Genomic DNA, 24,818 nt, shown 5'->3' with positions numbered 1-24,818 from the left:
TACTTATACAATTAAAAAACGGCCACATCCATAATGTTGTGGTAATTACACACAATATTATGAATGTGACTAAATAGACCTCCTGTACACTTTACAATCATTAGTGAAGCAATTTAAAGCAAGATTGAATAAAAAACAATGTCTCTAAAACATTGAACAACACCGAACTTTTTTAACTTAAGAGAAGAAAAAATCGTTGGATACTTTCCCAAAGTCTTATGTTGCGATTGGATAAATGATAAAGACGCGCCTCTCAAACAAGTAAAATTACATTACTTTAAGCGCCCTAACTAGTCCAATCTATCAACCACTTCCAGTCGATAAATCTTTTATGAATGTGCGAACGACTGACTTCGTTAAAAGACTCTTTCGTCCTAATTCTCAAACTGCTGAATTAACAAGAACAATGATTGAATCTGCTTATCAAACCAATGTGATTGCCGATCACTCAAAAACTAATAATCAGACCCTACTCACTCATACAGCCACCCTCTTCTTTTGCTGGCTTCTTAGGCAGACTTTATCAAACCAAAAGACCCCCAACCGTTAGACAAAAAGCTAACGGTTGGGGGTCGGTTCCTATTTGCTAGACATAAAACTTATTGATCAGATCGAGCATAGGCATTCTTCATGCCATTGGAAGCAATATCTAATACCTTTTTAAGCGTCTGATGTGTTTCTTCTTGTAACATGGCGGCCAGTTTATGATTGGCTTGCTCACATACTTGCTGACTTTGAGAGCTAGGGCTTGTTGCAAGTTTTTGATCATAGGCTTTAATGATTGCTAAAGCTTGATGGTCCACCTTGGACTGATAAGACTCTATCACTGTTTGCGTTTGATAATAATGTGCGTCCGCTAAAGCAGCAATCATTCTAGCAGACCAATACAGACTGTCCGTTGTGATTTGATCATCTGTCTGAGTGAGATAAGCCGGAAATTCACTCGCTTGAGGATATAGAGGAATCATGGCATTAAAGACATTTGATCCAAAGGCCATCCATTGAAGACTGCGATTGTTTTCCGGCATATAAGGCCGAATTTGAGTTAGACCTAAAAAATTATTGCGATTGATTCCAATTGTCCGGTAAGCGCCTCGCATTTCGCTTGAGCCCTTAGTAACATATGGATCATACGGGGTTCCTTGGTAATGATTGGAAAGGATCTCTTTTATTTCTTGGACAGTAATTTTATGTTCAGGCACAAAGGACCATGGGATATCAAAGGATTGTGGTGTGTAATCTGCCTCTGAGCCTTCCCACTTATAAGTTGTTGGATTGAAAAAGCGTCCCATTACCCAAGCTCGTGGCGTGTTATATACTAAATCTGCAGCAGTTCTTGAGCCAAAGGCCAAACGTGGCTGAAATGGACCATCTTTTGATAAATCTAAGTGATTTTCTTGAATAAACTCTTTTAAATCAGCTGAACACATATGCTCTTTTTGTTGACCGAATGCATCTTCTAAATCAAAGGAATCTATTCCAAATTGATTAGGCATCACTACATAGGAATCATCTGGTACCCGTTTAGCTAACCAATGATGACCCCCTATTGTTTCCAACCACCAAATTTCATCGACATCTTGAAAAGCAATCCCATTCATCTCGGAAGTGCCGTATTCTTCTAACAAACTTGCCAACCGCTTTACCCCTTCACGAGCAGACCGTATAAAAGGTAAGACGAGCGATACCATATCTTCTTCTGAGATACCTCCAGGAATTTCTGCTTGATAACTATCGCTCCCCTGCTCACCCCTAGCTTCTTGGTAGGTTACCAATGGATCAGCAGCTAACACTCGCGCATTGGAAGTGATCGTTTCGGTCGCAGTCATGGCAACATTTGCGGCATTGACCCCACACGCTCCCCAAACTCCCTGGTCTCCTACAGCATCAGGGGTCATACTATAAGCTAATGGGTCACTTGGCAACTCAATTTCTAAGTGAGCTAACACCGACCGATAGTGAGACGGATGTCCTTGACTATCGACTTTGACCATTTTTTTTACATTAAATTGTCCCGAAACAGAGTCTTCGTTTCGTGCGACAAGCGTTGACCCATCATAAGAGGCTTTTTTACCTACTAAAATTGTTGTACATCCCATATTAATCCCTCACTTTCATACTCCTATCTTATGCTTCTTACTTCTAAAAATAAAGTCTGAATAATGTATTTATTCTTAAGTATTAAAAAACTCCTCATTAGTTAGGTCGCTGGCTAACTAATGAAGAGCTTATTACAGTGCTATTTTTAGCTTTTAATCTTATCGGAATATATTTTATCAATAAAAACTGCTATGGCATTATCTCCTGAAACATTCGCTGCAGTACCAAAAGAGTCTTGAGTTAAATACAGCGAAATCATTAATTGTTGCATAGCATCTCCAACAATTCCTACCATTGGTAAGAATGGTACAGCTGACATAATAGCTCCTCCAGGTGCTCCTGGAGCTGCTACCATCGCAATACCTAACATGCAGATAAAGCCAAAAATTACACTAAAGCTGTGCGGAAGATCATACATTAATAATAAGGCTGTCGCACAGGAAGTAATAGTAATCATCGAACCTGCTAAATGAATAGTTGCACATAGAGGGACAACGAAATTACGAATTTCTTCAGATACTCCATTATTTTCTGCACAATCTAAGTTCACCGGAATAGTTGCAGCAGATGACTGGGTCCCAACTGCCGTCATATAACCTGGAATTTGATTTTTAATGAGTCGTAATGGGTTTTTCCCAGCATAGCTTCCTGCACCAATGAATAATAAACTAACATAAAGTAAATGCATAATGATGACAATAACGAATACTTTCCAGAAGATAGATAGTACTGCAAATACCGATCCAGAATAAGACATATTTGCAAAATTTCCTAGAATATAAATTGGCAACAAGGGAATAATTACCGTTTCTAATACTTTAACTACCACTTCTTCAAACTCAACAGTCAATTGGTAAAGTACCTGTCCAGAATTTCGATTAGCCCGTAACCACGAAATAACAAGCCCCATCATAAAAGCCAGCACAACCGCTGTTGTAACTTCTAAAATAGGCGTTATCGGAACCGTAAAGAATGGAGTAGCTCCTTCTCCTGCTTCAGTAATCTTATTGACTAAATCACTGGTAATAAAACTAGGGAAAATACTTGTTGCCACAAAGTAAGCAAAAGTCCCCCCTATAAGGGTTGATCCATAAGCTGTTAAAGCTGTCATACCTAGTAATTTGCCTGCTCCTTCTGTAAGATCTGCAATTCCTTTAGTTACTAAACCAATAATCATTAAAGGAATAAAGAAACCTAAAAAGGCTGAAAACAGGCTAGATAAAGTAACTAAAATTCTAATAAACCATTCAGGAACAAATGGCAAACGCCCAATCAAAATACCCATTGCAATAGCTATCAGCAACCGACCGACTAAACCCGTTTTGATTTTAATTCTGTCATTTTTATTCTCTGACATTTTTTCCCCTCCATTTGGAATTTTTTTAGCAAACTCGAGTTATTACTATGCTTATATTATACACGAAAAAAAGTTATATGAAAGCGTTTTTTAAATTATCTTATTTTTTAACTGTATTTTGCTGAATAGTAATAATTGTAGCTCTTTTTAAGAAATTTTATTTTAAAAACAGTAATAAAATACTCTTTTTAAAATGTTTCCTATCTCATAAAATTCTTTAAATTATTTTCGCTATTGACACGAACATCCGTTCGTATTAAACTGTTGCTTACAGGAGGAATTTGTAATGACTATTATTGATTATAGCCGTGAACCTAAATCTGATATTGCTTTTATCGATATGAAATCCTTCTATGCGAGCGTAGAGTGTGTTGAGCGTGGCTTGCATCCTCTAAGAACAAGCCTTTGTGTCATGAGTCAAACAGACACTTCTCAAGGTCTGATTTTGGCTTCTTCTCCCATTTTTAAGCAAGTTTTTGGGCGTAGCAATGTGGGACGAACTTATGATTTACCCTTCTCTCTTCATAATCGACGATTCAACTATCGCAACGCTCGACGTAATGGCTTACGAACGGATCCTGCCTATGTTCGTTATATTGAATCTTGGGCCAAACGTTCATTATTTGTGCCACCCAGGATGGACCTTTATATTAAAAAGAATATCGACCTTTTAAAGCTGTTAACCCAGTATGCTTCTGAAGAAGATATTCTCCCCTATTCAATTGATGAAAGCTTTATTGATTTAACGCATGTTTTGAACTACTTTATTCCTGATCGTCAGGTGTCACGTCGAGACAAATTAGAAATGTTAGCTAGTAAAATTCAACTGGATATCTGGCGTAAAACAGGAATCGCTTCAACCATTGGTCTTTCTAATGCCAATCCTTTATTGGCTAAGCTCGCTTTAGATAACGAGGCTAAAAAGAAGCCGACCATGCGAGCAAATTGGTCCTATGAAGATGTTGCAAGCAAAGTATGGGCCATTCCAAATTTAACTGATTTTTGGGGGATTGGTAAGCGCACAGCCAAACGACTCAATCAGTTAGGGATTCATTCCATTTATGATCTAGCCCATGCTAATCCTGAACAATTAAAAAAGGAGTTCGGTGTAATTGGCTTGCAATTATTCTTTCATGCCAATGGGGTCGACGAAAGTAAAGTTAGTGAGCCTTATCGTCCGAAGTCTAAAGCTATCGGTAATTCGCAAATTTTACCCCATGATTATACTCAGCAAGCAGATATTGAATTGCTTTTAAGTGAAATGGCAGAACAAGTGGCCATTCGTTTAAGACGGGCTGGCAAAAAAGCACAGCTGGTCTCTGTCTCTGTCGGTTATTCCAAAGCAGTTGACCTATCTCCCCTTCGCGCTCAAACCAAAATCGATCCTAGCCAGCAAACAAAAGTCTTAACAGCCACTGTAATTGAGCTCTTTCGCTCTAAATATAAAAACGGACCCGTTCGCCATATTGGTGTTCGTTATTCGGGCTTGGTAGAAGAAAACATCCATTACTTTTCGCTTTTTGAAGAGCCAAGACAAATATCAAAAGAAGAGCGCCTCGATAAAACAGTAGATGCTATTCGAAAACGTTTTGGCTACGTCTCTGTTTTAAAAGCTAGCGCCTTACTAGAAAGTTCTCGTTCCATTGCTCGAAGCAAGTTGATGGGTGGTCATGCAGCAGGCGGAGCAGGCGGATTGGATGGTTTAGAATGAGTGTAGATCGGTCTTACTTATCATCTAAAGCTGCACGTCAATATCAAGATCGCAAAATGGCTAAATGGATGGGCTTTTTCTTATCAGAACATAGCTCTGCTCTGTCACACAGCTTTACTGACTCAAGCCCGGCCAGACTGTCTCCTAAGGAGAAATTTCTTTTACTCAGCCAAGCCTATGTTCAAAAACTCTCCATTAGCCTTATTTATCAAGGCAATCATCCAAATAAGGCCCACCAATCATTTACCGGCACTCTTAAAGAGCTAAATCTAGACCATTGTGCGATTGAAGACCCCCTTTCTAGAAACTTTCTCCTTTTAGCTTTTGAACAAATTATCGATATTACACTTGCTGAGGAGGTGGAATAATGAAAACCAATGACTACCACCATAATCAAACACAATTTGATTATTTCAGTGAAAATTATCAACGATTTCAAGAGGATTTCTATCGTTATTCTAAGCTGAAAGTTCCTCTTGCTTTTCTAGAGGATGAGTTATTACGAATGATGTCGGCATCAACCATTAATTATTTTCGTATCCCTCAAAAACACAGTCTCGACCAACGTACTCACACTTTTGTTTTCAAGGTGCGTACCGATAAGCGCAACCATTTAATTCGCATTTACCAATATCAGTATCATTATGTTGATTAAAGTTCTACCCTCAATGCCAGCCTATCAAGCTAGGATTTTAGTGCTATCCATCTTTCTATTCAAAAAGCCCACTCATTTGAGTGAGCTTTTTTCTAAGCTTGATTAGCAAACTGACTTTAATAGCCGTCTGCATAACACCCATTAGCTACTTAAAGCAAATCATGTTTCCTTTTTCACTAATATTACCACTCTTCATCAACAAGATAATATCGGCATTACAAATGGTCGATAAGCGGTAGGGCATTACGAAGGAGGTCCCCCTCCCTTACCTTATCCATACCTTCTTCATTTAATCTTTCTAAAAAACTATCGACTGAAGAACTTACTTCATCCAATGCTAAGATGGCTGGATTAAAGAGCACAGCTCAATCAATGGTATCCATTGTTTTTGAAGCAGGGAAATATTATTAGCTTCTTCATTTATTTCCTTATATAGCAAGATAAAAACTCGATTAAAAAGGGGGCTTCACCTTTCAATCGAGTTCCTTAGATCAGTTAATTACTAATGGTTAATGGTATCTTTTTTTGTGTGGACTTTCATAGGAGAAGAAGGTGAACCCTTCGCCAATTACTTGTTGAACGTCTGAAATAGTGACGAAGGCTTTGGGATCAATTTGAGTCACTAATCTTTGTAATTGAACAACCTGATTACGATTCACTATTGCCAGTAAGACTTCCCTTTCTTGCTTAGAATAGTAACCATATGCCCTAAATACAGTGATACCTCGCACCATCTCTTTAATTACTATATCCGCAATTTCTTCTTTCTTAGAGGAGAATATCATCACGGACTTTCGACGGTTGACCCCATCTGTCACAAAGTTTACGGTCTGACTCGCAATAAACATCATCATGATCGTCACAATCGTCATATCTACTCCAATAATGAAGCTGGAAGCCAAAATAACTAGCATATCACACATTAACAAACCAGCAGAGAAACTGATTCCTAGATACTGCTGCATAATCATTGCGACAATGTCCGTACCAGCAGTCGTCCCGTTGCCTCTAAGAACTAAACCAATACCTGCTCCTAAAAGAACTCCACCCGCTACAGCTGGAATAATAATATTAGTTGCAATATAAGGGGCTGGTTGGATAACATTTAAACAAAAACTTAAACAAGTTGAAGCATAAATTGTATAAAGCAAGGTTCGCCTACTTAGGTATTTCCATCCAACCACTAATAAAATGGCATTAACGATGAAGTTGCTTGTACCGGTTGGTATTTTAAGTAAATAATAGGCCAACATAGAAACACCCGTTACACCACCGTTACCAAAATGATTAGGAATGAGGAAATAATTAACCCCATAGGCATAAACAATGCAACCTAAAGTCATTATCAAAACAGAATAAAGAATCCCTTTCGGTGTTATTTCAAAATAGTCCATTACTTTTTTTACCATTGCCACCACTCCTTTACTATCAAGGATATTATACCCTTTTTTGACAAGAATGTAATCACTTTCAAGTAGGTTTTTAAAATCTTAGTAAATTATAATCAATCATTAATTTATTTTATTGTTTCAATAGTTATTGACAGCGCTGAGTTACCATTCCTAATAATTTGCAAAAGTAATGATGGTATATTTTTTCTCTTGTTAAGACTTTTATTTAAGTTAAAAACAATAAATTTTTATACAACAAATTTAATTATTTATAATTTTTAAAAAAAGAATTGTTATATCTGATTTTTTTGTGTATACTATCAACAATAAATTTTTGAAAGATGGTTGGTGTTGATGTGTGCAAAGAATAAGTTGAGTGTGATAGCAGTAAGTTTAATGATAATGGTAAGTTCTCTCTTTAATTTTGATGTTAATGCCCATGCAAGTACTTCAATAAAGGAAACAGCTAATGTTAATGATAATGTTGTAATGGATTTTTATAAAGAAAATTCAGAGTATTTTGACACTTCGGAAAATGGTGATGAGACAGTTGTAACTATCACAGATGATAAACTTATAAAGTATTTTAATGATCTAGGAATAGATACTTCTAAATTTTCAAATGATAGTACTAGCATGTTAAGAAGACAAAGTAACGGGGTAACAAAGTTGGTATGGCATGGAAAAGCATCAAAAGGTAATGAGGATGTATATATAAGTGCGTCAACGTTTAGTATTCTAGGTGGAGCTGGTACGGGAGTTGCAACAAGATTTATACTTATGTTGTTACCACCACAATTTAAACTTGCAGCAGCGGCTATAGATGGAGCTATTGGTGCTATCGGTTTTTCTGACTATGCAAGAGTATTTGTTGTAAGAGGATTTCGTTATCAATACAATTATTTACAATAATCGTAACTTAAAAGGATCATTAGGTGAATTTTATGAAGAAACTAAGCAAAATAATAAATGAGTTACTTTTTGTAGGAGTATATATTTTGGTAAGCGTATTAATAACATTTTTCCAAGGGAAATTAACGATTTCATATTTTTTTGATAACTTATTGTATAGAATAATAGGATTTGTGTTTGTGTATTCATTATTTTATTTTGTAGATAAAAAACATAGGAAGGAAAATAATTATGAAAAAAAATAATTATATAAAATCAATATTAATTCTAACTATATTTTTAGGTCTATCAACTATATCTGTTTCTGCTGAGGAAAACGATCTAACAAAAGAGGATTATATAACTACATAATCTGTTTCTGTTGAAGATAATGATCTAACAAAAGAGGATTATATTACTACACAATCTGTTTCTACTGAAGATACAGATGTAACAAAAGAGGATTATATATTCAGGTCGAAAGTTTGGCCTCCGCGTACTCTTTTTGTAGAAGTATGGAAAGTGGTACCAACTGACCCGGGTCCGGTCCCTAGATCCTATAAACAATGGTATGTAGAGTATAGGAACGGCATAAAATATGAAGGATATATATCATGGACAGGTGCTAAAAAAATATATACTGTCGCTCCTGTTAAATTACAATTTTTATTTAGAGGTATCATAAGATTAGCAAAAATTTAGCAATACTAAAAAGCAAGATAAATTATTAATTTAATTCATCTTGCTTTTTTAATATTTATTTTTTCAAAAAATTACTTTTCGAATTGATACTATATTAAATAGCTTTATTTTCGGTGTTACGACAAACTTCTTTTGTCATTTTTCCCTTTTAATAAATGTATCATAAGCTAATCATTCGTCTTAATCCACTTTTTTAGTTTTACATAATTAGTTTATTTGTTGGAAAAGCCCGCTTACATCGTTGACATCGATAGTAAAAAGGATTCCCTTACCCGGTTGGTCAATATCCATGGCTTTAGAAACTTTTTCAATGATTTCAGGCACTTTTTGTGTCTCAACAATCATTAAGACAAGCTCTTTTTCCGGTTCAATTTGAACATTAAAAATCTTAGGAGCTTTCTTCGAACCTAGTCCTCGACCATGGAGGATAGTTGCTCCACCTGCTCCTTCTTCACGAGCAGTTTCCACTACTTCATCCCCTGAATCACGATCAACAATTGTAGCTACTAATTGATACTTACTCATTTCTTGACCTCCCTCATTAAATTCATGCATTAACTGGTGACTGCCATAAACACTACTTGTATTAATTGAAAAGAGAATGCCCTTTCCTTTTTTAGGTAATTCACACTTTTCGGTTAAGACTTGATGAATTCTTTCTTCATTTGAATGATCAACCAACATCAATAAGGCTTCACGCTTGGAATCATTCAAACCTAATAAATCTAAGAAAGGATTGGCAACTGTTCCTTCTGCTTGAAAGATCGTTCCACCGGTGGCTCCTGCCAGGCGTGCCTGCTCAAGGTAATAGGAGGCTGTACCCTTCTTAACAATTGCAAAAAATAAGACTGTCTGCATAAATACCCTCCTATGCTATTTTTTCTTGTTTTAATTTCCACTTATAGATGATTCCGAGTAATAATATCATGACGATTGGCGCCATTGCAACCGTTGCGATGACACCAAAGCCATCCGTTACCACATCTGCCGTTGGAATCCGATCCGCTGCCCCTTGTGCAAAGGACAGGATGAAAGTTGCCGTCATTGGTCCGGAAGCTACGCCTCCCGCATCAAAAGCAATCCCTCCAAATAAATCATCTACAAAAAAGGATAAACAGATGGCTAAAAGAAAGCCAGGTAATAAATAATACCAGATTTGAATACTAGGCACTAGGATACGAACCAGTGACCCACTGACAGCTAGGCCTACTCCAATAGATAGAAAGACAAGTAAAAGTTTATTCTTAATAAAACCACCCGTTACCGCTTCAACTTGGTCTCCCAATACGTGAACGGCTGGCTCAGCCAAAACAATCACCAAGCCCATAATCAAACCAATTACGGGTAACCATGCCTGAAAGTCACGCGCTAACATATTACCTAGAAAACGCCCCATATCCATAAAGCCTTGATTGACACCTATTAGAAAGAGAACCAGTCCAATCAAAGTGTAAGTAACCCCTTTGATAATCCGTTTGAGTTCACGCTTTTTAAGCTTAAATTGTTTCCAATTCATAATCGCAAATAAAATGGCTAAGGGAGCGAGGGCCATTAAAGACTCAAGCAAAGTGTGTCCAATAGCCAAAAAGAATGGGGCAATAATTCCCTCCGTATAACGATAAACTTCTGCTTGCCCTTGGAAACTTACTCCTGTAATAACTGATAATAAAATAACTGCTAAAATTGGCCCGACACTCATGGCACCTACTAAACCAAAAGAATCTTCCTCAGCCATGTGCCCCCCTTTACGAGATGAAACAGCCGCTGACAATGCTAAGATAAAAGGTGTGGTTAAGGCACCTGTCGTGGCACCTGACGCATCGAAAGCAATGGCTATAAAATCATTAGAAACCAATAAAGCCATTAAGGCGATCAACCCATAAGCAATTAAGAAAAAATACTTAATCGAAAAGGAAGACAAAATCCGCACGATACCAAAAGCAATTAAGAAGCCGACACCAAGTGAGACCATTGCAACAATCACCGTTGAAGTAAGAGCTCCTCCCATCGCATCAGCCACCTGTTGGCCTAAAATAAGTAAATCAGGTTCTGCGACCGTGACCGAAAAACCAATTACAAAGGCTAGCCCTGTAATGGCCCAAATATTGGGAGCATCTGCTACACTTTTCCCCATCAAATCTCCTATAGGACTCATACCAACTTCCACACCAAATAAGAAGATCGTTAAACCTATAATTAAAAAGACAGCCCCTATTAAAAAACGAATCATCATATCTGCCGACACATTGACCATGGTCAATGAAATGATCACAACTATAAGTATAATAGGCAGTACAGAAGCTAACACTTCTTTTAATTTATCGACTAATAAATCCATAACATTCCTCCTTCATAAATATTATTTCTCCTTCATCATACCATAGCTTAGCTTGACTTTTGCTTAAATCTTTATCACCATTCATTCCGTTCATCTTTTACTTGCATTTTTACCTTCATACCTTGACTTAAAAGTGTATGGCTCGTATAATACACTTAAACAAGCTGTATTATGATTGTGGGACACATCTTGGAATATAATAAAGCTTTAATGGAGGTAAAATAATGAAACTTGCACCCAATCTACCCATCTATACCCAAATTATTACTTGGGTAAAAGATCAGATCATCACAGGCAAATATACGCCGGGTTATCAATTGCCCTCAAGAAGACAATTAGCAAAGGAATGGAAAGTCAATCCCAATACCGTTCAAAAGGCATTTAAAGAAATGGAGGACTTAGGTATGATTGTTACTCAAGCTCAAAGACCTAGCACCATAACAACTGACACGCAATTAATTTCTCAACTTAAATATGAATCCATTGATCAAGCCATCGAAAACCTAGTCGATGTTTTAATTCCCATGGATTTGCAATTAGAAGATATCATCCAACGCCTTACCCATAGCTATCAAATTAAAAAGGAGGCCATTAACCATGATTAAAATCGAAAACCTCAACAAGTCTTTCAGTAAGCATAAGGTCCTTAAAGACATCAATTTAGAAGTTAAACCAGGTGAAATCACTGGATTGATCGGCATTAATGGTACAGGAAAATCGACCCTCATTAACTGTATTGCCAGACTTTTGCCTTATCAAGGGGAAATTTATATTGATGAAATAAAATTGCGAGATGCTAAAGCTAGAATATGGCATGTTCCCGATTACCTCAACTTTCCCCCTTCGATGACGGTTAAAGCATGCAAAGAATTTATGTACAATCTCTATCCTGCTTGGAATCCTACTAGAGCACAAGATATCCAAGATTTTTTCCAATTAGAAGATAGTAAGCGCATTAAAGAACTATCCAAGGGGAATCAAGCAAAACTTAATTTAATGTTAGGCTTATCTTTAGAGGCAGATTATCTTCTGTTAGATGAACCCTTTGCTGGCATCGATGTCTTTAGCCGGGAAGAAATTCTTGAACTCTTTGGTTCATTTATCCAAAAAGACTGTGGTGTCTTAGTAACCACTCATGAACTTTACGATGTCGAACACTTTATCGACCGAGCCGTTTTAATGAGTGAGGGCCAAATCAAACACTCTATCTATTTAGAAGATATGCGTGAAAATGAAGAACTATCCTTAGTTGAATGGTTAAGAAAGGAGTTAAATTAAATGAGAGAAGTATTGAGTTTAACTTATTTTGAAATACAAAGGCAGAAATTTTACTGGTTAATCGTCGCTTTGATCTATCTCGTCCTATCCTTAATTTCTATTAATAATAATATACAAAGCAATTTCCAACAAAATATGGTAAATCAGCCAAATATATTGCTGAATATCATAAATATCGCCTTTATTATCGGAGTTATTAGTATGGCAATTGCGACCCTCTTAATCTGGTTAAAAGATTGGTTTAGCCAAGGTAAAATGATTTCTCGCTGGTTAGCTGGCCCTTTTAAACGATCCAGCCTCTACCATGCAAAATTTCTAAGCCTCGTCTTTTATTTTTTCCTGAATATTTTATTCGTTTATTTTACGGTATATGTTTTTCATTTTCTCTTACAAATGATCTTACAAGAGCGGTATTCAAATGATATGCCCCTCTATCTCGTTTTCAACTTTTCTTATTTCACCAATCTTTTCACCGAATCCATCTGGGTATCGCTTGTTAATATCTTAGCCTGGCTTGCCTTGATTCCAATCACCCTTCTATTTGTACTGCTTGAACGCGCCTATTCCTGGAAATGGTCTGTCCTCTACTTGCTCATCCTAGTAGCAGGAACATATCTTACTGGAAAACTCATAGCTTTTGGTATGCTACCTACTAATCTCGAGTTTCATGCGTTTTATCCACTCAGTTTTATCCTTGTAGGAAGTATCACTTACTGGATTGGCAGTCAATATGTCGCAAAAGATCTGCATATTTAAAGGAGGTAGAAAGATGAATTATTATAAACAAATGATTAAATACTTTGCAATCATTGGCATGGGTTTAATCTTATTAGTAGGAAGTCTCTATGGTCTTAACTCGCCGATTATTGGGAAATTAACCTCAATAAAAGGAGATGAAAAACTAACCAATCTACCTGAAGAGTATGTCCAACTAAGTAGTCAAAACAGTTTCTTCTCTCTGCCAGAAGAAATGTTCCAAAATAAAAGTGGAGATTTTCAGTTGAGTCGTTCAAATCTTAAATTCAAAAGCCTTGATTTTGAGGGAAATAAAGAATTAAAAGCATTAGCTAAAGAAGCCCCCAACTTTTTCAAAGGAATAGATTCACTAGAACAAATCTATCAAGGAGATAAGCACTATTTCTGGATTGAAAGTGATTTGTTTTCTAATGAAGAAAAACCCATCAAAGTTCACTTTTTAGACTTTACAAATAAAAAGGAGCTTATCAAAGATATTCCTACAATCAAAACTTCAATTAAGGACTCGAATAAAATCTATCTGCAAAATGTTCAAATCCGACAAGTTGATGGTAAATATTATCTAATGTGTCTTTACAATATCGAATCGGGAAACAGCAATAGCGACAAATTTTCCTTTAAAAACAAAATTACAATTTACCAACTTGATGAAGTCAACAAAGAAAACCAATTTAAACTCATTAATGAAGAAGACTATACTGTATATAGTGATGAGGAAACTCTAGCTAAAGATGTTTGGCTCAATAGTCCATTCTTAAGTAGTAACCTCTCTCTTGATGCTCCCTTTATTCAAACTAGCTATAATCTTGAAAATGACGAGAATGGTCCCTTCTTTCTGTTTGATTTTAAAGACCAATCATTGCAAGAAACTAAAGTAACCATTCCAAGTTCAAATAGCTTCGAAATCCTGACTGCTGACTCTAACCATATTTATATCATCGAATATCAAAAAAATAAGCCTCACTTTGGCCGCTACTCAATAAAGGAAGATAATTATATCGGTGAGATTCCGATTGAACATTTTGAATCTTTGGAAGTTGGGCTAGATATTCAAGTGATTGACTATAACAGTAAGGGGCCATCTCTTCTCTCCCTCAATGATTCTGGCAAGAAATATTATGGCTATTACGATTTAAACACCGGACAAAGCCAGTCACTCTTTAGAATCGATTTTCCTAAAGAGTATCAGAATTATTTAGATCTTTTAATTTGGAATTAAAGAATCATACGCACCCATATTGTACTTTAAAGGAGGCTGACTAATGTCACAGCCTCCTTTTATTTTAAAAAAGTTATGCCTTTAATTTTAAAAGAAAACCATTTCCTTTTTATTACTTAAAGTTACATTATAATTAGATATTTATTTATGCTTCTTAGCTATATTCCCCATCGAATAGCCACTTTAAATTACTGGAAATATTTTAGCCATCAACTATTTAAAGAGGAAGTGAAATGAAAGAGGCTTTTACGGCTGGTGAGCATGATGAGCTCGGGTGACACAACTGCTTTGCGCAAGGGAAAAAGAAAGCAGAAAACTAGAGGAAGAAATTTCAAAATTTGAGAAAATACTTCAATCAAAAAAGAGCAATTAAACAGTCAACAGAAGATGAGTTAATAGCCGATAAAAGCAAAGAATCAGAAAGTATTATTTTAATTGATAAGACAGACTTTTATAATATAGCATTCAAAGAAATTGAAATAAACGACCAATGATGACTACGGCTTAACTGTCACTTCAACAAATCATTAGACAAACAAAAAAGCAGTCTTAGTTTAACTAGGACTGCTTTTAAGATGTTAGGCATTTTAAAAACTTCGATTAAGCTTCAACAGCTACTGGGTAAACTGAAACTTTCTTAGCTTTTTTACCCTTGCGTTCGAATTTAACGATTCCATCAATTTTTGCAAATAATGTATCATCGCCACCACGGCCAACATTTTCGCCTGGATGGATTTTTGTTCCACGTTGACGGTAGATAATTGATCCACCTGTTACTTCTTCACCGTCGCCAACTTTAGCGCCTAAACGCTTAGCAATGGAATCACGACCGTTCTGAGTAGAACCTCCACCTTTTTTAGTAGCGAATAGTTGTAAGTCTAATTTCAACATAGAGAGCACCTCCTATAGTATAGTTTGTTTAATCTGGATATATTCGGGATAAGCTTGTTCTGTCACTTCTAAAGCTAAAATTAAATGACGCATCAAAAGTTGCACATCATGTTTTAACTTCTTTTGTTCAATCGATGGTAGTACGAGCTTGAGATAACCACCTTCCATTTCATTAACAGTGGTTTCTACAGGCACTTGCAAGAGTTGGTAAAGAGAGTTTTCTACTGAAATAACTTGGCTAGATACTGCGGCACAGACAATATCTTGTCCATGTTCACCATAACCAGCATGTCCTGTCATTTCGATTGCTTTAACTTCTTGACCCTCTTTTGAAAGGCTGATTTGTACTTGAATCATGATTAAACCTTAATCGCGTTAACAGTTAATTTAGTGTATGGTTGACGGTGTCCTTGCTTACGGTGAGAATCTTTACGACGTAAATATTTGAAAGTAACCACTTTCTTTTCGCGTCCTTGTTTCTCAACAGTCGCTTCTACACTTGCTCCAGCAACTAATGGTGAACCTACCTTTGTTTCACCTTCACCACCTACTAAAACGACTTCATCAAAAGTCACTTTATCGCCTTCAGCAACGTCTAGCTTCTCAACGAAGATTGTTTGTCCTTCTTCTACCTTAATTTGCTTGCCGCCTGTTTTTATAATTGCGTACATTCAAGCACCTCCTATTATTAGATTTTCGGTATAAATACCTACACTTAGACTCGCCAACTTGAGTGGCTAATGCACTTAAACTCAAGGATGAGCGGTTGCAGTTGTGGTGCTACACAAATACAACATTAGTAGGATATCAGAATTACTTTAGACTGTCAATAATTCTAAGGAAAGATATTTTTGGTTGTTCTAGAGTTGTCAAACATATGTTACACAAATAGAAATCTTCTGATAGCGATCTAGCCTAGTACTCGATCATCTTACCTTCTTAGCCTGTCAAGGAGGAAAGTGTAACGATCCTTGATTTGCTAACAAGATAAGATAAATTAGATAAGGCTAAGCCGCATGTGTGTTAAATAGTCTTGAATCATTTCATTTGGACTTTTAAAATTGAGTAGCTTTCGATGAACATTGTTACCTCGATGGATATACCGTTGATGAGCGGATATCAATTGTGCCTCTGAATTAAAGATTCGATGTTAGATTCTCTAACTATCCTCACGATGACTCCACTTTACAATCCCATTTTGCCAGGGAGAATAGGATCTTGTGCGCTGATAGTGAATCCCTTTTTGATCGAATATTTCTTCAGGGATAATTTTTCGGCCAGTTTGATGGAGAGCGTTAGTGAATTCCGAGCCATTATCTGTTTGAACTTTGTCAATCTTAAAGCCAAACTGTTCCTCAAGATCAATTAAAAAGGTGGCAGTATGTGTCACTCTCTTCTCTTCAACAATTTTACATACTCGTTTTCAACTATACTCATTAATTGCAGTAATTTGCTAGTAACATTTACCACAACTATTCCAGCTAATGCACTGCTGAGGAACGTGTTTTATATCAATTTGTACTTTTTATCCAGGTTGAGTAGCTCTTGTTCCCCGCCATTTTGTCTTAGGATAGCTCCCTTCTGTACACAATTCCAGCCCTTTTGACGAATTTGTTTGCACATCGAATCATAACTTCGCTTATAGTCTTTTCTTCGACATTGTACATAGACTTCTGCTAGCCCTTCATGACCATAGCGTTGATAGTTTCGTCGAACCAACTCCAGTTCTTCTGCTTGATAATTCGCCGAATGAGAATGCGGTCTAGGACTTTTTAATCTTAAACTATCCCTATTCCCATTGTAACGATCTCGCCAACGTTTTACATTATGACGGCTCATATGATAACGTCTTGCTGCTGCATTATTGTTGTATTTAATAGCATATTCGACAACTTTTTTCGATAGCGCACTTCTTCTGTTATAATAGACCTCATAGGAAGCTCCTTTCACTTTTGTTCTCACAAACTAAGTGTATCAGAAGCTTCCTATTTTTATCCTTTTATGTCACATATGTATTATAGTCTAAGAATTTTTCAAAATAATTCCGTAAAAATAAACATTTATCAATGATTTGAGACAAAAGTACATATTCCTTTGTAGCCTCACCTTCTTTTTTTAACAAATTCCCTATAAAATAACAGATATAGTATCATAATAAAATCCAACATCCTCACCAACTCATCATCTTTTTTAACTCAAAAATACCCCCTCAAAAACAAAAAAGCCTTGAATACCGCCAATATTTAAGCTGCCTTCAGAAACTTATTTAATCAAACATATTTACTACAAACCCATTTTTTGTAAATAATCGATATTATTCAACTCTCAATTTTGGATATTGAATAGAATCCACTGCTAAATTCATTTGTTCTTGCATTTTTTCTTCTTGCTTATCTACATAACCTTCAAACCATACTTTTTATATTCTCATTATAAAAAAAATAAACTTGAATATCCATATTCCCATTTGGATATAAGCATGCTGAATACTCCAAAAAACCAATCTCCTTCGGTTATTATATAATGGTTAGCGGTTTAAAATAATTATCTTCGTATCTCCATTTTCAAGTTGGATTACAATGCATAATGATCTTTATTAATGATATTAGTAATTTTATTGGTCACTATATAGTTCTATTTGATCCTTCTTAATTTGCACCCGGATAATTCATAGATAACTGTGGCTGTTTTTTCTACAAAAGTGTAATCATGCGATGTGAATACAACTGTACCAGGATAGTTCTTTATTAGCCTCTCTAAGCCCATCATTACATTAATATCTAAATAATTAGTTGGCTCGTCTAAAATTAATATATTACTAGGTGTAAGAATGGAAGTGGCTATCACGGCTCGTAATTGCTCTCCCATACTAAATATTCTAATTTCTTTTTCTAGGTCACATTCATCAAATCCCATTTGTTTTAATACTTTCACAACAAAGTCATACGAATACTTTGTATTGAGCATTGCATAACTAATGAGACTTATTGATCTTTGAACAAAATAAATACCTTGCTTGACATATGAGAATTCTACATTCGAAGAAACCGAAATTGATTCTCCCCTATTATATATATAATTTAATAGGGTCGTTTTTCCTGTGCCATTATTTCCTACAAAAGCAACTTTTTCACCTGCTGCAATTTGAAATGAAATATTGTCTAATAATATCCTATCACCCATACAAATTGTTAACCCGTTGGCAATTATAGGTATTTTACTATTTAAAGCTAGTGATTCTACTAAAGGAAATTCTATATTTTTCCTATCAGTTATATCCTCTTGAGTAGGGAGTGCTCCTAGCTTTTTTTCAAGCGATTTTATTTGTCTAGCAATCCCTTTTTGACTGCTTCCTTTAGATTTAGACTGTGCTAATCTACCAGGATTAATTCTCTTATTTTTTTTTCGCACTGTAATATCAGAAATTTTCTTCAATGACTCTCGTTTATTTTCAATAGCAGCCTCTAACTGTTCTTTTTGTTCTTGTATCTGAGTATTTCTATTTTGAAGAGTTGATTCCTCTAATTCCTTTTGATAGATATAAGATTCCCATCCTCCTTTATACTCTTTCACATTATGATTTTCGATTATCCAAATTTTTGTTGCAATATTTTCTACTAATTCTCTATTATGGGTAGAAAAAATAATAATACCTTGATGATTTTTTAAGGTTTGTATCAAAAAACGTGTACTCTTTAAATCTAAATTAGTAGTAGGTTCATCAAGTATTAAATTTGTATATTCATTCTCTAAAACGTTTGATAGATACAGTTTTATTTTCTCTCCACCACTACACGCTGTTATCTCATTATGAAAAGGAACATCACCTATCTTAGATAGAAATTCATAATTTGTTTCATTATCCATTCCAATATCGGTCTTATTTTGTTTTAAATAAAGAAAATCGTGTTTTTTTTCTAGTATTCCAGAAAAAGCTTCAAAATCACCAAAAATTAAATTTAATAGTGTGGTTTTACCACTTCCATTACCTCCCAAAACAGCAATTTTATCACCATCAGATATTTCCAATCGATCAATAGATAATACTTGCCTCCCTGAAATTTCAACACAAATACTTTTTAGTATAGTCATTCATCGTCCTCCTAGTAATTATTTATATTATCTTTCATTTGTTGTTAATTCTGCATTTTGTACAGAATATATTGCAATACCTCCCATTAACATTGTCATCAACACAACAATACCCACGTTAAAATAATTGGGAATGTGGAAACTAATATCTCTAAGTGCATTTAGTTGGTACGTCAAAGGATTTATATACGATACATATCGAATGAATATAGGCGCTCTATCAAAACTAAAAAATATAGGTGCTGTGAAAGAAATTGGCAAGAGTAAAGTATTTAAAATCAAATCTCTCACTTTGTAAGAACTTATTTTTAAAGATATAACAGTTCCAACAGAAAACCAAAAAATCATTATAATTATTGAAAAAAGCGCAATAACTAAGAATTGACTAGCAGTAAAATAATCTCCCATAAGAACAGAAATTAAATATACTACACTTATTTGTATTAAGAAGTTAAATAATGGAAATGACATTTTTCCAATAATATATGCTAACGGTGTAACTCCTTTGAAGTACTTAAACGCTAAAAGCCCCCATTTACGATCTAATATAATTCTATACACAGACTGCGCCATTTGACTGTACACTGTTAATCCAATAATCCCTATGAAAGAAAATTGCAAAAAGGAAATCTCCTTATTCGCATAAGAAATCATACCAAAAGTTGAAGATATCCCTGTTGAATAGAATAAAAAATATAACGTAGGTACAAGTAATTGGGTATAGATTAGGTGTTTATTGTTTATTAATGCGCGATATTCTATATAACTTACTCTAAGTATAGATTTTATAAAATTTACTTTTTGATATTTATAACTTAATCTTTTCATAATTTCCTATTCTCCTTATCCTTTCAATTGAATAATTTCTTTTAAGCTACGTTTTTTCTGTTCGATTGAACGGACTATAATATTATTATCAACAAGTATCTTCAGTATTAGATTAATAGATTCATCAGTATTTATTTCAACTGTTAACGGCTGCCACTCTAATACATTAAATAGTTCACTTATACTTTGTCTTAATTCGTTCGTTAAGCCTCCTTCATAAAAAACGCTATATTCATTCAAATTGTTGTATTGATCTAAAAAACTATTAAGTAATCCAAAAAAGACAACCTCTCCCTCCTCTATATATAATACTTTATTGCAATGTTTTTCTAACATGTCTAAGTCATGAGACGATACCAAGCATGTTTTTCCTGTTTTAGTTTGATTTTCTAATTGCTCTAAAAATTTTTCAGCAGTTATCACGTCTAAACTAGATGTAGGTTCATCTAAAATTAAGATTTGAGAATCTGACACAAGTTGCCTTGCTAGCTGAACCCGTTGCAATTGCCCACCTGACAAATTGGTTGGATCTTCCTTTTCTTTTCCTTCTAACCCAATATTATTCATTACATTTCTTGTTTGTTCTTTAGCATTTATCGTACCCTCAAACAAAGCTTCCATATAAACATTATCAAAGACATTTAAATACCAATCAATTGCTTGACTTTGAGGACTAAACGAAATATCTTTAGCAGACAACGCATCATCTATCCAAACCTCTCCCTCTATTTTTGGAAGAATTCCTAAAATAGAATTTATTAACGTACTTTTCCCCGCACCACTTTTACCTATAATCGCCAAAAAATCTCCGGTTTCTAATTCAAAAGAAATATTTTTAATACCCTCTCCATTTTCATAGTAATAAGACAAATTATCCACTTTTAATACTCTTTTCAATCTAAACACTCTCCTTAAATTATGCTTTTTCTCCTATCAAATTGTATAAGATTAACATTTCATAATTATTTGTTCCAGTATCTCTATCTTAGTTTCATATGACTTTTCAAAGAATTCTTCTTCATACATACCCAGTAAACTGCTTAAATCAACGTGTACATTTTCTAAAAACCTTGGATTTTCATCTACTTTTTTTATAAAATCTTCTTTAGTTTCTTCTCGCAAGTCTGAATAATGTTTTCTGTTGAAAAAGAAATAACAAATACAAATAAAAGAATATAGGTCTTTATCTTTTAAACTATATTTTGATTTAGAAAATCCTGGTGTACCCACTAAATTCATAACATTTGTATACTTTTCTTCATGTACAGAATATTCTCCATCAATAAAACGTGCAAACCTATTTTGATTAATCATTATATTATCAGGGGATAAATCATTAAGTAGATATCCTTCCAAATGTACTTGCTTTAAAGCCTTTAGAATATCCATCAATATGATTTTATTTATGTTCTGTATTTCTTTATTTAAAAATATATTAGTTAAAATTTCCCCCTCAATAAATTCTTCAACAATAAATAATGACTTATCTTTATAAAACACATCATATAGATCAGGAAAAAGTTTTAATTTCTTTAATTCTTTTAAAATGACATACTCATTATATACTTTGTCAAGTCCATCTTCTCCGTCCAAATTTATTTCTCCTAAAAAATTCCCTCTTTTAATGATGCACATACTATTTTTATCAATATCAATAGCTAAATAAACAGATGACTTCCCTCTAACTCGTAAACATTTTAATGGCATATATTTTTTCGCAACAGTTTCTAATCGTGGAATATAATAATCATCAATTGGTATCTCTATATTATCTGGTATAAATTTTTTTCTTAAGTCAACAAATTCAATATCATTATCATCTTTTTCTGTTTTTAATTCCCCATATCTATAATACACGACACTACTGCACATATATGGAAAATCCGATGGAATGGCTATAGAAGCGAATTTTTTAGTCTTTTTATAACAGATATCCAATAAAGATAATAAATCTTTTATATCTTTAGGATATATGGTACACATTTTCCCCATCTGTGAATAGCCATAATTCCCCATATTCAGAAAACCTAAATGAGTTATTGATTTAATAAATTTGAATTTTATATTTTTATCAATTAATATAGGGAAAATTATCTCTGCTATATCTATAACATTTTCTAGAGTAGCCGAAATGTGTATCTTAAATCCATAGTTAGGTAATTCATAACCAATTGAAGGTAAATAGTGGCTCCATATTCCTTCTTCATAAATCATTTCTGGTTTCATTTCTGTAACTTTCCCACTTAATAAATCAAATAACGAATCCTTCTCCATAAATTTCTTCCCCCTCATACATAGCTAAAGAATAAAGAATATGAATATATGCTACAATTATTTCTTTTGTATTTTCAATGTTTCTCTTTAATAAAAACTTGCCTAACTCTGATATTGAAAATCGATTCACTCTATCTTTACGATATGAAATGATACACCAACTATAAAACTCCCTCCAGAAAAGAGGACTGTCATCTACATCAGTACAAATTTTCTCTAGCATTACCACTAATTCCTTACTAATAGTTCGTTCCATTTGAGACACTCCCTTGATTAATAATTATTAAACAACTTCTTTTATAAATTGTGAATAAAATTTATTTATAATTCGAGGTAACATGCTATAATGACCTTCTCCATCAATTTTAATTAATTTAACATCTATATATCCTATCATTCTTAGTTTTTCTATAAAAACTTCAATTTGCTTAATTGGACAGTATACATCCTTTTCACCATGAATAAAAACCAATGGTGCCGAGCTTGAAATATTTTCTATCAAATCAATCGGGTTGTTTTTAGATATGGTTATGTCAAAGTATTTTGTTATCACTTGTCTTGCTACTGAAAATATATACTGGTATCTATAATCAGTAAAGCCATTTATAGATATAGCTTTACTAATGATATCAGAAAATTTTATTGCTGAAACAACAGCAAGATATCCCCCAAAACTTTCACCCATTATAAAAATTTGAGAATTTTCCATCCTAATTTTCAATAATATACTTTCAATATCTTTAACAGCTTCTTCTCCGTTATTATTAAATAATTTTTTATAAAATTTTGACCCATAGCTAATACTTCCTGAATAATCAACCATTATTACTCTAAAACCCTTATTTAACATCTGTTCCACAAAATCCAAATACTCGTTCCTAATATAGGTGTCTGGACCGCCGTGCAAATATACTAGCGTTTTAAAATTAAATTCATCAGGTTCAATTACTACTACAGGAACTTCTCTATTTCCCATCCTTTTCTTTTGAATGTTCCCTAATTGAAAATGAGAGTTTAAAATTTTTTCAGGGAATTGATTCGAACAAGAATATCTTTCTAAACACCCATTTAGATATAATTTATATAAAGTTCTAGGTTTTAAAAAGTTTGTAAATGAAAAAAGTACATACCCTTCCAACATATATGCCCTATCAATGTATCCACTACCTTTAAAACAAATTTTATCATTCACAGTAATTTTACATTCTAAATCTTTATTTACTACTTCCAAAGTATCTTTCTTCCAACTATCTAAAATAACACCTAGACCCACGTCTAATGTTTTTAAAATTATTCGCTCATATTCCACATAATATCTTTCAAATTTTTCCCTACCTAAAAATTCTACATCGTTTGATATTGTATTTAATGACATGATTTTCTCAGTCTGTCCATTTAAAAAATAGTACCTTTTTACTTCCAGAAGATCGACTGTCAATTGAACAACATAATCAAAATAAGTACTATCTCTACTTAGTATCGTCCTTATTTTATCTTTCAAGAATATATTGTACTTTTTTCTATCAGTTACCATGTCATACACTATCAACGTATGTTTAGTTTGAATCAAAAGTAATGTTTTTGATAGCCAACCTAAAAATACTATTTCCTCTACACTTAACTTTTTAAATTCTTCATCCTTTAAATTACATATTTTTAAGCATTCTCCAATGTCGGTGGCTTCTACGTAACAAATATGACTCCTATCTTCATTTACTGTTAATTGGTACACTTGAAAATTCATACAATCACCTCAATAATACAAAAACACAGAACAGACTAAAATAAACAAGTTGTTCTGTGTAATCGTATAACGTTAATTCTACTCTCGTATAGTTTTCATATAAAGTTCAAAATACTTAAGTCTATTTAAACAAATTATATTCTAATTTGCGTAAAGGTAAAATGTGTTTTAAATTCTAGTCGTCATAGGTCCACAAGTAGAACTATGAGCCCCTGAAAGAACACCAGCTGCTAACTCTCCAGAAACACCTAAACTTACTAATCCGTCAAAACTTCCAGATAGCAATACATCGTGTTCTTCTGAAGTTAAATTATACTTTTCTAAAACCATATTTGGATTTGAAATATATGCCGCAATTAAGTTTGGATTTCCTTGAAGATCTTTAACTAAATCATTAAATTTCATATTTTATACACCCTTTCATAAATTAATAAATAAACAGACCTCCATACCTAGAACACATATGAATCCTCTACTTACATTTAGTATAGCGCTTACATTTATTATGTCAGAAAAAATTTGATTTATAACTAAATTTTGTTAAACGTAAATGATAATGTCTCAAGAGAACACAAATCAAAATGTCCCACT

Annotated in this window: 28 protein-coding genes and 1 other annotated feature; of the genes, 10 read left to right on the top strand and 18 right to left on the bottom strand. The window is 34.0% G+C overall.

Features of this window, described 5'->3' with window-relative positions:
• The first annotated feature begins 271 nt into the window (after positions 1-271).
• Complete coding sequence (locus ACQV18_RS05840) at positions 272-550, top strand: hypothetical protein (RefSeq protein WP_428874424.1); 279 nt, start codon at positions 272-274, stop codon at positions 548-550.
• 49 nt (positions 551-599) lie between these two features.
• Here the strand turns inward: ACQV18_RS05840 and ACQV18_RS05835 are convergent, their stop codons facing one another.
• Both ACQV18_RS05835 and ACQV18_RS05830 read right to left on the bottom strand, forming a co-directional pair.
• Positions 600-2,099 (bottom strand): C69 family dipeptidase, encoded by a 1,500-nt coding sequence (locus tag ACQV18_RS05835; protein WP_428892702.1) that lies wholly within the window; start codon positions 2,097-2,099, stop codon positions 600-602.
• 146 nt (positions 2,100-2,245) lie between these two features.
• On the bottom strand, positions 2,246-3,457 hold the full coding sequence (locus ACQV18_RS05830) for a dicarboxylate/amino acid:cation symporter (protein ID WP_428876048.1): 1,212 nt from the start codon (positions 3,455-3,457) through the stop codon (positions 2,246-2,248).
• 286 nt (positions 3,458-3,743) lie between these two features.
• Between ACQV18_RS05830 and ACQV18_RS05825 the strand changes: the two genes are divergently transcribed.
• The 3 genes from ACQV18_RS05825 to ACQV18_RS05815 are packed head-to-tail and all read left to right on the top strand — an operon-like array spanning position 3,744 to position 5,823.
• Entirely contained in the window at positions 3,744-5,168 is a 1,425-nt protein-coding gene (locus ACQV18_RS05825) for a Y-family DNA polymerase (protein ID WP_428875001.1), read from the top strand.
• Positions 5,165-5,536: a hypothetical protein gene (locus tag ACQV18_RS05820; protein WP_428892701.1), complete on the top strand. Its 372-nt coding sequence runs from the start codon at positions 5,165-5,167 to the stop codon at positions 5,534-5,536. Before ACQV18_RS05825 ends, ACQV18_RS05820 begins: the two co-directional genes overlap by 4 nt.
• Positions 5,536-5,823 carry a DUF5960 family protein gene (locus ACQV18_RS05815; RefSeq protein WP_428874407.1) on the top strand — a complete coding sequence of 96 codons (288 nt, stop codon included), beginning with the start codon at positions 5,536-5,538 and terminating at the stop codon, positions 5,821-5,823. Before ACQV18_RS05820 ends, ACQV18_RS05815 begins: the two co-directional genes overlap by 1 nt.
• Before the next feature lie 509 nt (positions 5,824-6,332).
• Here the strand turns inward: ACQV18_RS05815 and ACQV18_RS05810 are convergent.
• Entirely contained in the window at positions 6,333-7,232 is a 900-nt protein-coding gene (locus tag ACQV18_RS05810) for a YitT family protein (RefSeq protein ID WP_428874409.1), read from the bottom strand.
• A 378-nt stretch (positions 7,233-7,610) separates the two neighbouring features.
• Between ACQV18_RS05810 and ACQV18_RS05805 the strand changes: the two genes are divergently transcribed.
• On the top strand, positions 7,611-8,126 hold the full coding sequence (locus tag ACQV18_RS05805; protein WP_428876042.1) for a hypothetical protein: 516 nt from the start codon (positions 7,611-7,613) through the stop codon (positions 8,124-8,126).
• Positions 8,127-9,014: 888 nt separating this feature from the next.
• On the opposite strand, the gene ACQV18_RS05800 is transcribed toward ACQV18_RS05805, so the two are convergent.
• Both ACQV18_RS05800 and ACQV18_RS05795 read right to left on the bottom strand, forming a co-directional pair.
• The gene (locus ACQV18_RS05800; RefSeq protein WP_428874413.1) at positions 9,015-9,665 is read right to left on the bottom strand and encodes a P-II family nitrogen regulator; all 651 of its coding nucleotides are present in this window, start codon (positions 9,663-9,665) and stop codon (positions 9,015-9,017) included.
• A 10-nt stretch (positions 9,666-9,675) separates the two neighbouring features.
• Positions 9,676-11,145 (bottom strand): DUF1538 domain-containing protein, encoded by a 1,470-nt coding sequence (locus tag ACQV18_RS05795; protein WP_428874415.1) that lies wholly within the window; start codon positions 11,143-11,145, stop codon positions 9,676-9,678.
• A gap of 224 nt (positions 11,146-11,369) precedes the next feature.
• Here ACQV18_RS05795 and ACQV18_RS05790 point away from each other — a divergent pair, with 224 nt between their 5' ends.
• The 5 genes from ACQV18_RS05790 (at position 11,370) to ACQV18_RS05770 (ending at position 14,892) form a co-directional block, all read left to right on the top strand.
• A complete protein-coding gene (locus ACQV18_RS05790; protein WP_428874417.1) occupies positions 11,370-11,750 on the top strand; it encodes a GntR family transcriptional regulator in 381 nt (126 codons plus the stop codon).
• Positions 11,743-12,423 (top strand): ABC transporter ATP-binding protein, encoded by a 681-nt coding sequence (locus tag ACQV18_RS05785; RefSeq protein WP_428874418.1) that lies wholly within the window; start codon positions 11,743-11,745, stop codon positions 12,421-12,423. The genes ACQV18_RS05790 and ACQV18_RS05785 overlap by 8 nt, the downstream gene beginning before the upstream one ends.
• The gene (locus ACQV18_RS05780) at positions 12,424-13,179 is read left to right on the top strand and encodes a hypothetical protein (RefSeq protein ID WP_428892700.1); all 756 of its coding nucleotides are present in this window, start codon (positions 12,424-12,426) and stop codon (positions 13,177-13,179) included.
• A gap of 13 nt (positions 13,180-13,192) precedes the next feature.
• Positions 13,193-14,398, top strand: coding sequence for a hypothetical protein (locus ACQV18_RS05775; RefSeq protein ID WP_428892699.1), 1,206 nt, complete (start codon positions 13,193-13,195; stop codon positions 14,396-14,398).
• A 338-nt stretch (positions 14,399-14,736) separates the two neighbouring features.
• A complete protein-coding gene (locus ACQV18_RS05770) occupies positions 14,737-14,892 on the top strand; it encodes a hypothetical protein (RefSeq protein WP_428874421.1) in 156 nt (51 codons plus the stop codon).
• 106 nt (positions 14,893-14,998) lie between these two features.
• Here the strand turns inward: ACQV18_RS05770 and rpmA are convergent, their stop codons facing one another.
• The 13 genes from rpmA to ACQV18_RS05705 all read right to left on the bottom strand — a co-directional run bounded on the left by rpmA (position 14,999) and on the right by ACQV18_RS05705 (position 24,632).
• Entirely contained in the window at positions 14,999-15,289 is a 291-nt protein-coding gene (gene rpmA, locus ACQV18_RS05765) for a 50S ribosomal protein L27 (RefSeq protein WP_090290150.1), read from the bottom strand.
• A gap of 12 nt (positions 15,290-15,301) precedes the next feature.
• A complete protein-coding gene (locus tag ACQV18_RS05760) occupies positions 15,302-15,646 on the bottom strand; it encodes a ribosomal-processing cysteine protease Prp (protein ID WP_428874991.1) in 345 nt (114 codons plus the stop codon).
• A gap of 2 nt (positions 15,647-15,648) precedes the next feature.
• On the bottom strand, positions 15,649-15,960 hold the full coding sequence (gene rplU, locus ACQV18_RS05755) for a 50S ribosomal protein L21 (protein ID WP_428892698.1): 312 nt from the start codon (positions 15,958-15,960) through the stop codon (positions 15,649-15,651).
• 36 nt (positions 15,961-15,996) lie between these two features.
• Positions 15,997-16,067, bottom strand: a sequence feature (ribosomal protein L21 leader region).
• Positions 16,068-16,448: 381 nt separating this feature from the next.
• Positions 16,449-16,679 carry a hypothetical protein gene (locus ACQV18_RS05750; RefSeq protein WP_428892697.1) on the bottom strand — a complete coding sequence of 77 codons (231 nt, stop codon included), beginning with the start codon at positions 16,677-16,679 and terminating at the stop codon, positions 16,449-16,451.
• 116 nt (positions 16,680-16,795) lie between these two features.
• Positions 16,796-17,239 (bottom strand): hypothetical protein, encoded by a 444-nt coding sequence (locus tag ACQV18_RS05745; RefSeq protein WP_428892696.1) that lies wholly within the window; start codon positions 17,237-17,239, stop codon positions 16,796-16,798.
• Positions 17,240-17,694: 455 nt separating this feature from the next.
• On the bottom strand, positions 17,695-17,748 hold the full coding sequence (locus ACQV18_RS05740) for a hypothetical protein (protein ID WP_428892733.1): 54 nt from the start codon (positions 17,746-17,748) through the stop codon (positions 17,695-17,697).
• Positions 17,749-17,923: 175 nt separating this feature from the next.
• Entirely contained in the window at positions 17,924-19,381 is a 1,458-nt protein-coding gene (gene abc-f, locus ACQV18_RS05735; RefSeq protein WP_428892695.1) for a ribosomal protection-like ABC-F family protein, read from the bottom strand.
• A gap of 27 nt (positions 19,382-19,408) precedes the next feature.
• Positions 19,409-20,209: an ABC transporter permease gene (locus ACQV18_RS05730; RefSeq protein WP_428892694.1), complete on the bottom strand. Its 801-nt coding sequence runs from the start codon at positions 20,207-20,209 to the stop codon at positions 19,409-19,411.
• A 15-nt stretch (positions 20,210-20,224) separates the two neighbouring features.
• The gene (locus ACQV18_RS05725; RefSeq protein ID WP_428892693.1) at positions 20,225-21,106 is read right to left on the bottom strand and encodes a metal ABC transporter ATP-binding protein; all 882 of its coding nucleotides are present in this window, start codon (positions 21,104-21,106) and stop codon (positions 20,225-20,227) included.
• 51 nt (positions 21,107-21,157) lie between these two features.
• Positions 21,158-22,483 (bottom strand): protein kinase domain-containing protein, encoded by a 1,326-nt coding sequence (locus ACQV18_RS05720; RefSeq protein ID WP_428892692.1) that lies wholly within the window; start codon positions 22,481-22,483, stop codon positions 21,158-21,160.
• Positions 22,461-22,739 (bottom strand): hypothetical protein, encoded by a 279-nt coding sequence (locus tag ACQV18_RS05715; RefSeq protein ID WP_428892691.1) that lies wholly within the window; start codon positions 22,737-22,739, stop codon positions 22,461-22,463. The genes ACQV18_RS05720 and ACQV18_RS05715 overlap by 23 nt, the downstream gene beginning before the upstream one ends.
• Before the next feature lie 27 nt (positions 22,740-22,766).
• Positions 22,767-24,227, bottom strand: coding sequence for an alpha/beta hydrolase family protein (locus ACQV18_RS05710; protein WP_428892690.1), 1,461 nt, complete (start codon positions 24,225-24,227; stop codon positions 22,767-22,769).
• Between the two features lie 168 nt (positions 24,228-24,395).
• Entirely contained in the window at positions 24,396-24,632 is a 237-nt protein-coding gene (locus ACQV18_RS05705) for a hypothetical protein (protein ID WP_428892689.1), read from the bottom strand.
• Positions 24,633-24,818 lie beyond the last annotated feature (186 nt).

The sequence above is a fragment of the Facklamia sp. P9177 genome, from assembly GCF_050409585.1.
In the GTDB taxonomy this organism is placed as follows: Bacteria; Bacillota; Bacilli; order Lactobacillales; family Aerococcaceae; genus Facklamia.
The sequence above is the reverse complement of the archived record's forward strand: the minus strand, read 5'-3'. Positions and strand labels throughout refer to the sequence as shown.

Coding starts and splice junctions, on each gene's coding strand:
- ACQV18_RS05780 (WP_428892700.1), top strand. CDS start 12,424: ATGAGAGAAGTATTGAGTTTAACTTATTTTGAAATACAAAGGCAGAAA.
- ACQV18_RS05815 (WP_428874407.1), top strand. CDS start 5,536: ATGAAAACCAATGACTACCACCATAATCAAACACAATTTGATTATTTC.
- ACQV18_RS05825 (WP_428875001.1), top strand. CDS start 3,744: ATGACTATTATTGATTATAGCCGTGAACCTAAATCTGATATTGCTTTT.
- ACQV18_RS05720 (WP_428892692.1), bottom strand. CDS start 22,483: ATGGAGAAGGATTCGTTATTTGATTTATTAAGTGGGAAAGTTACAGAA.
- abc-f (WP_428892695.1), bottom strand. CDS start 19,381: ATGACTATACTAAAAAGTATTTGTGTTGAAATTTCAGGGAGGCAAGTA.
- ACQV18_RS05790 (WP_428874417.1), top strand. CDS start 11,370: ATGAAACTTGCACCCAATCTACCCATCTATACCCAAATTATTACTTGG.
- ACQV18_RS05705 (WP_428892689.1), bottom strand. CDS start 24,632: ATGAAATTTAATGATTTAGTTAAAGATCTTCAAGGAAATCCAAACTTA.
- ACQV18_RS05820 (WP_428892701.1), top strand. CDS start 5,165: ATGAGTGTAGATCGGTCTTACTTATCATCTAAAGCTGCACGTCAATAT.
- ACQV18_RS05805 (WP_428876042.1), top strand. CDS start 7,611: ATGATAATGGTAAGTTCTCTCTTTAATTTTGATGTTAATGCCCATGCA.
- rplU (WP_428892698.1), bottom strand. CDS start 15,960: ATGTACGCAATTATAAAAACAGGCGGCAAGCAAATTAAGGTAGAAGAA.
- ACQV18_RS05730 (WP_428892694.1), bottom strand. CDS start 20,209: ATGAAAAGATTAAGTTATAAATATCAAAAAGTAAATTTTATAAAATCT.
- ACQV18_RS05795 (WP_428874415.1), bottom strand. CDS start 11,145: ATGGATTTATTAGTCGATAAATTAAAAGAAGTGTTAGCTTCTGTACTG.
- ACQV18_RS05830 (WP_428876048.1), bottom strand. CDS start 3,457: ATGTCAGAGAATAAAAATGACAGAATTAAAATCAAAACGGGTTTAGTC.
- ACQV18_RS05760 (WP_428874991.1), bottom strand. CDS start 15,646: ATGATTCAAGTACAAATCAGCCTTTCAAAAGAGGGTCAAGAAGTTAAA.
- ACQV18_RS05810 (WP_428874409.1), bottom strand. CDS start 7,232: ATGGTAAAAAAAGTAATGGACTATTTTGAAATAACACCGAAAGGGATT.
- ACQV18_RS05715 (WP_428892691.1), bottom strand. CDS start 22,739: ATGGAACGAACTATTAGTAAGGAATTAGTGGTAATGCTAGAGAAAATT.
- ACQV18_RS05800 (WP_428874413.1), bottom strand. CDS start 9,665: ATGCAGACAGTCTTATTTTTTGCAATTGTTAAGAAGGGTACAGCCTCC.
- rpmA (WP_090290150.1), bottom strand. CDS start 15,289: ATGTTGAAATTAGACTTACAACTATTCGCTACTAAAAAAGGTGGAGGT.
- ACQV18_RS05785 (WP_428874418.1), top strand. CDS start 11,743: ATGATTAAAATCGAAAACCTCAACAAGTCTTTCAGTAAGCATAAGGTC.
- ACQV18_RS05835 (WP_428892702.1), bottom strand. CDS start 2,099: ATGGGATGTACAACAATTTTAGTAGGTAAAAAAGCCTCTTATGATGGG.
- ACQV18_RS05710 (WP_428892690.1), bottom strand. CDS start 24,227: ATGAATTTTCAAGTGTACCAATTAACAGTAAATGAAGATAGGAGTCAT.
- ACQV18_RS05775 (WP_428892699.1), top strand. CDS start 13,193: ATGAATTATTATAAACAAATGATTAAATACTTTGCAATCATTGGCATG.